The following is a 7,420-nucleotide window of genomic DNA, read 5'->3' as shown; positions in this document are numbered from 1 at the left end:
AAGGTCGGCGCCGGGCTGGGCAAGACCACCGGCTGGATCCACCGCACCGAGCTCAAGCACCGCGGCGTGACCATGGTGCCGGGCGTGCGCTACGACCGCATCGACGACGCGGGGCTGCACATCACCGTGGACGGCGAGAGCACCGTCCTGGAGGTGGACACCATCGTGCTGTGCACCGGCCAGGAGCCGCGCCGAGGACTGTACGAGGAGCTGATCGCCGCCGGGCGCCCCGCCCACCTGATCGGCGGCGCGGACGTGGCCGCCGAACTGGACGCCAAGCGCGCCGTCAAGCAGGGCACGGAGCTGGCGGCGGCCCTTTAGGGACGCCCGCCGGGCGTCCCTAGGATGAGGCCATGTCCCTGCCGCACGCGATCCTCACCGCCCTGCTCGAGAAGCCGTCGTCGGGGCTCGAGCTGACGCGCCGCTTCGACCGCTCGATCGGCTACTTCTGGTCGGCGACGCACCAGCAGATCTACCGCGAGCTGGGGAAGCTGGAGGCCGACGGCCTCATCCGGGCCCTGCCGGCCGAGCAGCCGGCCCGCGGGCAGAAGAAGAGCTACGAGGTCCTGCCCGCGGGCCGCGCCGAACTGGCCCGCTGGACGGCGGCCTCCCAGGACCCGAAACCGCAGCGCGACGCCCTGCTGCTGCGGCTGCGGGCCGCGGCCGTGGTCGGCACCGCTGGCCTGGGAAGCGACCTGCGGCGCCATCTGGAGCTGCACGGAAAGCAGTTGGCGGAGTACCGCGCGATCGAGGAGCGCGACTTCCCGCCGGGCGAGGACGCTCCCCAAAAGCGCCTCCAGCACCTGGTGCTGCGCGCCGGCATCGACCTGGAGACCTTCTGGACCCAGTGGCTCACCCACGCCCTGGCGGAATTCGAGGCCCTGGGGGACGACACCCCCGCGTGAACGGACCCCGGTCCCGGCCCGGGGGTACGCGGCTCAGAGCCGGTACGGCTTGGAGCGGCGGCGCAGGACCCAGCCCGTGGCGATCATCGCGACGGCGACCAGCGACCCGCCCACCGCGAAGGTCAGCGGGCCGTAGTCCTTGGTGCCGCCGCCCACGCCGCCCATCACACCGCGTGAGGGGGCGGGCTTGGCCGTCGCGGAGATCGTCGGGGTCGACGACCCGGAGACGATCACGGACTGGCTGCCCGCCGTGATGTTGTTGGCGCACACGACGATCACCGTGTACGTGCCCGGGTTGACGCTCTGCCAGGCGGCGGACTGGCTCACCGTCGTCCCGGTCAGCGCCACTTGGCGGCCCTGGGTGAAGTTCGTCTGGCTGCTGGTGAGCAGCGACGCCGTGCCCCAGCTGCCGTCCACGAGGGTGCAGGCGCTGGTCGTCACCGACACCGTCTTGCCGCTGGTGCTCACCGAGATGCCCGGCCCGGCCGCGGCCGGGCCGGCGGCGAGACCGCACGCGAGCGCGGCCGCGACCGCCGCGACCGGGGCCGAGCGGAACCTTGGCTGAGTGTTGCGCATGGGTCTGCCCTCCGGCGGCACGGTCGGCGGTCCATCCCAGGTGCCGCCGGACATAGGGGAGCGCCCGTGCTGCCTCAAGAGGCAGCCAATGTCCTGCGGCGGCCGCCCGCACCCGGTGCGCGGCCGGTCGGGTGAACACAGCGGGGGTCCCCCTACGTGGTCACCGTGCGCTGCGCCGAGAAGCCGCCCCAGGTGCCGTCCGGCAGCATGGCCCGGATCCGTACGCGGTGGGTGACCCCGGCGTCCCGGCCCACGTAGAAGCTGTAGGAGGCCTTGTCGCGGGGTGCGGTGCCGCCCCAGACGAGCGAGGTCGCGGGCTGCCCGTCGAGCTGGATCTCGTACCGCGTCACCACCGCGTCGGTGTGCGGCGGGACCCAGCTCAGGTCGAGGTAGTAGGCGCCGCCGGAGGTGTGGGTCGCGGCGCGGAAGGCGGTGGGCGCGGTGTCCCGGCCGTCGTCGGAACCCGGCCGGGTGGTGAGCCGGACCGGGGTGCTCGCGGGCGAGAGGTTGCCGGCGGCGTCGCGGGCGCGGACGGTGAAGGAGTAGCGGGTGCCCGGCCGCAGCCCCGTGACCACGGTCGCGGTCTGGCCGCCGCCCACGGTGTGAAGGGCGACGGCGCCCTGGCAGACGTCGTAGGAGACCACGCCCCGGTCGTCCGAGGCCGCCGACCAGGACAGCTGGACGGCCGTGCCGCCCACCGCGCGCCCGCGCGGGTCGCCGGGCCGGGTCGGAGCGGTGCGGTCGGCCGCGACGGCGGCCGGGGTCCTCGCCCGCACCCGACGGCTGCGCGGCCCGAGGCCACCGTCGGCGGCGCGCGCCCGCACCGTGAAGACGTACCAGGTCGAGGGGCTGAGCCGGACCACGTCGACCATGTGCTCGGACGCCGGCACCTCCCTCACCTTCGTGGTCCCGCGATACACCTCGTAGGCGCTGATCGGCGGCCCCGCCCCTACCGCGTTCCACATGACGTGCACGCTGGTCGCGCTGCCCGCCGCCGCGGTGACCCCGGTCGGCGCGCCGGGCAGCCGGCCGCCCTCGCCGTCGTCCGCCGCCCCCCGGCCGCAGGCGGCGAGCAGCGCCAGCGCGGCGCAGACCGCGGCGACACGCCCGGAAACGCGGCAGCGGGCCGGGACGGGGACGGCGGCGCGTCGCACGAGGTCCGTCTCCCCTCAACGGCGGTGCGGGCGCCCCCACTCCGCCGTCCGGGTGGTCCGGCGAGGGGCCCGGCAATGGTCCGGACCAATATGGCGCGGCGGACGCGCCGCGGCAAGAGGGCAGGGCGTTGGTGACCACCGCCGGCGGTTACGTATGCTGAAGTTCCTCCCGGCCGAACTCCCGCGGACAAGCGAGGAGTTCACGTCGAGGCGCGGACCGCTGTCGTCGCTGATGCCGCGCCGTGCCGGTGAGCCGGGGGCCGGGCCGGTACGCGCCCCGGCCCCCGGCCCCGCGAAAGCCCTACGGGGCGCGGGGCGTCCGTTCCCCTAACGTGGGCGCAGGATCGAATACTGATCGAATTCACCCCTTGTGGGAAGTATGGGGTGAATGTCTGCCCGTGTCCCCGAGGAGAGGGTTCCTCATCGTGCGCCTGAAGTCGCTGACGCTCGTCGCGGCGAGCGCCGCCCTGCTCGCCCCGACGACATCGCCCGCCGCGACCGCGCCCCACCGCCTCCCCGAGGAGCGGCCGGCGCGCAGCGAGGGCGGCGTCCGCGCCGCCGACCTGCTGGCCCGGTTGCGCCACTGCCGACCGGTCTCCCGCGGCCGCTACCGCCCCGACGCGGGCGCGCGCGCCACCATCCCGGTCTGCGAGCTGCGCGGCGCGGTGTTCTGGAAGGCCGACATGGACATCGACTGCGACGGACGGCCCACCGCCCGCTGCAACCGCCGCACCGACCCCCAGTTCTCCCCGGCCGCCGCCTACACGCAGTCCGACGGCCGCCGCCTCGACGCCGAGCGCCTGCCCTACGTCGTCCTGCCCGCCCCCAGCCGCATCTGGGACCCCGGCGCGCACGGCGTGGGCGGCGGCTCCGTCGCGGCCGTCGTCTACCGGGGCCGGCTGCAGTACGCCGTCGTCGGCGACACCGGCCCGCGCGACCTCATCGGCGAGGCCTCCTACGCCACCGCCCGGCGCCTGGGCATCCCCGCCGACCCGTTCGGCGGCGGCGTCCGTTCGGGCGTGACGTACATCGTCTTCAAGCACGCCCGCGTCGACGCGCTGGAGGACCACGCGGCCACCGTGGCCCGGGGCGAGCGGCTGGTACGCCGTCTGCTCGACGGCACCCCGCCGCGGAGCCGCTGACCGGCCCGGGCCCGCGCGTTCAGGTCTTCCGGTAGCCGTACGCCTCCACCGCCGCGGCCTCCACGGCGTCGAGGTCGGCGCCCGCGGCCGCCGTGACGACCGCCGCCACCGCGCCCTCCACGAAGGGCGCGTCCACCAGGCGGGTGTTGCCGGGCAGCTCGTCGCCCTCGGCGAGGAGGGCCTTGACGGTGAGCACCGCGCTGCCGAGGTCGGTGAGGACGGCCACCCCGGCGCCCCGGTCCACGGACGCGGCCGCCGCGGAGACCAGTTCGGCGCTGGTGCCGAGCCCCCCGCCCGGCCTGCCGCCCGCCGGAGCCACCGGCACCGACGTCGTACCGCCCGCGAGCCCCTTCGCCAGCTCGGCCACCGACGCGGCGACCTCCGCGCTGTGCGACACCAGCACGATCCCGACCACCTTCTCCTCGCTCACCTCAGGCCTCCGCCGCTTCGACGAGGGCCTCGATCAGCAGCGCCGACGAGGTGGCGCCCGGGTCCTGGTGCCCGATGCTGCGCTCACCCAGATAGCTCGCCCGCCCCTTGCGGGCCTGGAGCGGCGTGGTCGCCTCGGCGCCCTCCTCGGCGGCGGCGCGCGCGGCGGCGAAACCGCCGCCCAGCGCGTCCACCGCCGGCACCAGCGCGTCGACCATCGTCTTGTCGCCCGGCGCGGCCCCGCCCAGCGTCATCACCCCGTCGACCCCGGCGCGCAGCGCCTCGGCGAGCTGGTCCTCGCCGACCTCGGGGGCATCGCCGAGCGCCTTGCCGGTGCGGCGCAGCAGCGTCCCGTACAGCGGCCCGGACGCGCCGCCCACCGTGGAGATCAGCAGGCGCCCCGCCAGGGTCAGCACCGCGCCCGGAGTGTCCGGCGCCTCCTTCTCCAGCGCGGTCCGCACGGCGGTGAACCCGCGCTGCAGATTGCTGCCGTGGTCGGCGTCCCCGATGGGCGAGTCGAGGGCGGTGAGCCGTTCCGCCTCGCGGTCGACCAACGCGGCGGTCGCCGTCATCCAACGGCGGAAGAAATCGGCGTCGAGCACTGGATCTCCCTTGCTTGGTAGGTACGGTCGGGCCCCGCTCACACGCTCGCGCTCACGCGCCCCAGCGCAGACCCGGCGTGTTCACCGGCGCGTCCCACAGCCGCAGCAGTTCCTCGTCGATCTGGCACAGGGTGACCGAGGCACCCGCCATGTCGAGGGAGGTGACGTAGTTGCCGACGAGCGTGCGGGCGACCGCCACACCGCGCTCCGCCAGGACCCGGTGCACCTCGGCGTTGAAGCCGTACAGCTCCAGCAGCGGCGTCGCGCCCATGCCGTTGACCAGCAGCAGCACCGGGTTGCGCGGGGACATGTCGTCCAGGATCGCGTGCACCGCGAAGTCGGCGATCTCTCGCGAGGTCATCATCGGCCGCCGCTCCCGGCCCGGCTCGCCGTGGATGCCGATACCCAGTTCCAGCTCGCCGGACGGCAGGTCGAAGGTGGGGCTGCCCTTGGCCGGGGTGGTGCAGGCGCTCAGCGCCACGCCGAAGCTGCGGGAGTTCTCGTTCACCTGACGGGCGATCGCCCCCACCCGCTCCAGCGGCTGCCCCTCGTCCGCCGCCGCGCCCGCGATCTTCTCCACGAACAGGGTCGCGCCCGTGCCGCGCCGGCCGGCCGTGTAGAGGCTGTCGGTCACCGCCACGTCATCGTTGACCAGGACCTTCGCCACCTGGATGCCCTCGTCCTCGGCGAGCTCGGCCGCCATGTCGAAGTTGAGCACGTCCCCGGTGTAGTTCTTCACGACGAACAGCACGCCGGCCCCGCTGTCCACGGCGGCCGCCGCCCGCAGCATCTGGTCCGGCACCGGGGAGGTGAAGACCTCGCCGGGACAGGCCGCCGACAGCATTCCGGGACCCACGAACCCGCCGTGCAGCGGCTCGTGCCCCGAACCGCCGCCGGAGACCAGGGCCACCTTGCCCGCCACGGGAGCGTCCCGCCGTACGACGACCCGGTTCTCCACGTCGACGGTCAGCTCGGGATGGGCGGCCGCCATACCGCGCAGCGCGTCCGCGACCACGGTCTCGGCGACGTTGATGAGCATCTTCATGGCTGCCTCCAGGTGAGCCCGGCCGGTACATCCATCCGCTCTCCGCAGTATCGGCCCTGCGGCGGCGAAGGTCACCTGTACGGCGCCCGGCCCCCGGTCACGGCCGGCGCCCACGGTTCCGCGGCCCTGCGGGACCGCCCACTCAGCCCTCGGCCCGCTGCTCCGTGAAGCTCCACGCGTACTGCAGCCAGTCCGCGAGGGTCACCGCGGTCAGGCCCGCCGACACCAGCCGGGCCGCCCGCGGCACGCAGGCGTAGCCCCCGATGAGCGCCCCGGCCACCCACACGGACGCGCAGAACGGGCAGGACACCAGGTCGCCCACCGCGCGCTGGACACCGCTGCCGCGCGGCTCGTCCATCACCTCACCGGCCGGGATCTCCTCCGTACGGCGGGTGAAGGGCGCCCGCAGAAAGCTCGTGACCTTGTCCTTGGACAGCAGCCGCGACGCCTTGAACGTCGCCACGCCGAGCAGCGCCACGTCCCACGGCGGCACCCGCTCGGGCAGCCGTACGCCCTGGCGGCGGGCCACGGCCGTGAACACGGCGGCGCCGGCCGCGAACGTCGTCGCGAGCGCCGCGTACCCAGCCACGGGCGCCTCGCCCTTCTCGTCGTAGGAACCTTGTGCGGCCGCCATGAGAGCCTCCCTCTTCCACCTGCGCGCGGTGCCCGGCCGGCGGGCGCGGCCCGAGTGCCCCGCCCCACCGCCGCCACACGTGAGCGGGCCGCCGCGTCACTCCCTCGGCGGCTCCGGATGCTCCAGCAGGTGTCCGGCCCGGTCGCAGAAGAGATGCCCGGCCAGCGCGCCGCCGTAGACGACGAAGCCTGCGCCGATCAGCCAGGACTCCACCACCAGGATGGTGCCGATGGCGCCGTAGCTGACCGCGTTGGTCACGATCAGCGGGGTGAACACCAGGAAGGAGAAGGCGCGCAGCCCCACCAGGCCGATCATGGTGGCGACGGCGCCCGGCAGCAGCAGCCGCCACCGCACCTGGTGACCCAGCAGGAAGTACTGCCCCCACCAGAAGAACAGCACCCCGATCGCCACGCTGATCAGCATCCGGTACGTCCCGGCGACCGCCGTGCGGGTCTGCACCTGCGCGTAGAGGTAGCCGATGAGCGCGCACAGCCAGACGGCCTGCCGCCAGATCCGGTGCCACGGCCCGGACGGCAGCCGCCACACCCTCTCGTACGCGTTCTGCACGCTGCCGCCGAAGGCCACGCCGAACACCGCGAGGAGCACCCCGCCCAGCACGCTGGTGCTGCCCACCACCTTGCGCGGCGGGCTGAAGACCTGCGACAGCACCTGGGCCGACCTGCCGGACAGGTCCATGCCGTCCACCAGCCACAGCGCGAACCCCCCGCCGATCAGCGGGTCCGCCGCCGCCACGACGATCAGCAGCGGGGCCAGCGTGACCAGGACCAGGGTCGCGAACCCCATGGCCCGGTGCATGAGTTCGAGATCCTTGCCGCGCCGGTAGAGCTCAACCGCCCACGACACATTGCCCGTAGGGCGGGGCCCGGGCTCCCGCGTGCTCAACTCGGCCGCCGCGGAAGTTGGTCCACGCGG

Annotated in this window: 9 protein-coding genes and 1 pseudogene; 3 read left to right on the top strand and 7 right to left on the bottom strand. The window is 74.6% G+C overall.

Going from position 1 to position 7,420, the window contains the following annotated elements; genetic code table 11:
- Together fadH and IE249_RS06830 are read left to right on the top strand one after the other, a co-directional pair.
- A pseudogene (gene fadH, locus IE249_RS36495) lies at positions 1-321 on the top strand (NADPH-dependent 2,4-dienoyl-CoA reductase); the annotation flags it as partial.
- Positions 322-353: 32 nt separating this feature from the next.
- The gene (locus IE249_RS06830) at positions 354-905 is read left to right on the top strand and encodes a PadR family transcriptional regulator (protein ID WP_189703860.1); all 552 of its coding nucleotides are present in this window, start codon (positions 354-356) and stop codon (positions 903-905) included.
- Positions 906-938: 33 nt separating this feature from the next.
- Here IE249_RS06830 and IE249_RS06825 read toward each other — a convergent pair whose 3' ends face one another.
- Positions 939-1,481 carry a hypothetical protein gene (locus IE249_RS06825; RefSeq protein ID WP_189703859.1) on the bottom strand — a complete coding sequence of 181 codons (543 nt, stop codon included), beginning with the start codon at positions 1,479-1,481 and terminating at the stop codon, positions 939-941.
- A 152-nt stretch (positions 1,482-1,633) separates the two neighbouring features.
- Complete coding sequence (locus IE249_RS06820) at positions 1,634-2,635, bottom strand: fibronectin type III domain-containing protein (protein ID WP_189703858.1); 1,002 nt, start codon at positions 2,633-2,635, stop codon at positions 1,634-1,636.
- A gap of 425 nt (positions 2,636-3,060) precedes the next feature.
- Between IE249_RS06820 and IE249_RS06815 the strand changes: the two genes are divergently transcribed.
- Positions 3,061-3,777, top strand: a complete 717-nt coding sequence (locus tag IE249_RS06815) for a glycoside hydrolase family 75 protein (RefSeq protein WP_189704176.1) — start codon at positions 3,061-3,063, stop codon at positions 3,775-3,777.
- Between the two features lie 19 nt (positions 3,778-3,796).
- Here the strand turns inward: IE249_RS06815 and IE249_RS06810 are convergent, their stop codons facing one another.
- From IE249_RS06810 to IE249_RS06790, 5 genes are all read right to left on the bottom strand, one after another.
- Complete coding sequence (locus IE249_RS06810; RefSeq protein ID WP_189703857.1) at positions 3,797-4,207, bottom strand: PTS-dependent dihydroxyacetone kinase phosphotransferase subunit DhaM; 411 nt, start codon at positions 4,205-4,207, stop codon at positions 3,797-3,799.
- Position 4,208: 1 nt separating this feature from the next.
- Positions 4,209-4,808, bottom strand: a complete 600-nt coding sequence (gene dhaL, locus IE249_RS06805) for a dihydroxyacetone kinase subunit DhaL (protein ID WP_189703856.1) — start codon at positions 4,806-4,808, stop codon at positions 4,209-4,211.
- Positions 4,809-4,860: 52 nt separating this feature from the next.
- On the bottom strand, positions 4,861-5,853 hold the full coding sequence (gene dhaK / locus IE249_RS06800; RefSeq protein WP_189703855.1) for a dihydroxyacetone kinase subunit DhaK: 993 nt from the start codon (positions 5,851-5,853) through the stop codon (positions 4,861-4,863).
- Between the two features lie 142 nt (positions 5,854-5,995).
- Entirely contained in the window at positions 5,996-6,487 is a 492-nt protein-coding gene (locus tag IE249_RS06795; RefSeq protein ID WP_189703854.1) for a DUF1360 domain-containing protein, read from the bottom strand.
- Positions 6,488-6,583: 96 nt separating this feature from the next.
- Positions 6,584-7,303, bottom strand: a complete 720-nt coding sequence (locus IE249_RS06790) for a YhjD/YihY/BrkB family envelope integrity protein (protein ID WP_229857843.1) — start codon at positions 7,301-7,303, stop codon at positions 6,584-6,586.
- Positions 7,304-7,420: the final 117 nt, after the last annotated feature.

Origin of the sequence: Streptomyces anandii JCM 4720 (assembly GCF_014650655.1) — a bacterium.
Taxonomy (GTDB): Bacteria; Actinomycetota; Actinomycetes; order Streptomycetales; family Streptomycetaceae; genus Streptomyces; species Streptomyces anandii.
This window is presented reverse-complemented; position numbering and strand designations above follow the sequence as displayed.

What these genes read in the sequence shown, in the direction of transcription:
- IE249_RS06830 (WP_189703860.1), top strand. Translation starts at nt 354, where the DNA reads ATGTCCCTGCCGCACGCGATCCTCACCGCCCTGCTCGAGAAGCCGTCG.
- IE249_RS06825 (WP_189703859.1), bottom strand. Translation starts at nt 1,481, where the DNA reads ATGCGCAACACTCAGCCAAGGTTCCGCTCGGCCCCGGTCGCGGCGGTC.
- dhaK (WP_189703855.1), bottom strand. Translation starts at nt 5,853, where the DNA reads ATGAAGATGCTCATCAACGTCGCCGAGACCGTGGTCGCGGACGCGCTG.
- IE249_RS06795 (WP_189703854.1), bottom strand. Translation starts at nt 6,487, where the DNA reads ATGGCGGCCGCACAAGGTTCCTACGACGAGAAGGGCGAGGCGCCCGTG.
- IE249_RS06790 (WP_229857843.1), bottom strand. Translation starts at nt 7,303, where the DNA reads ATGCACCGGGCCATGGGGTTCGCGACCCTGGTCCTGGTCACGCTGGCC.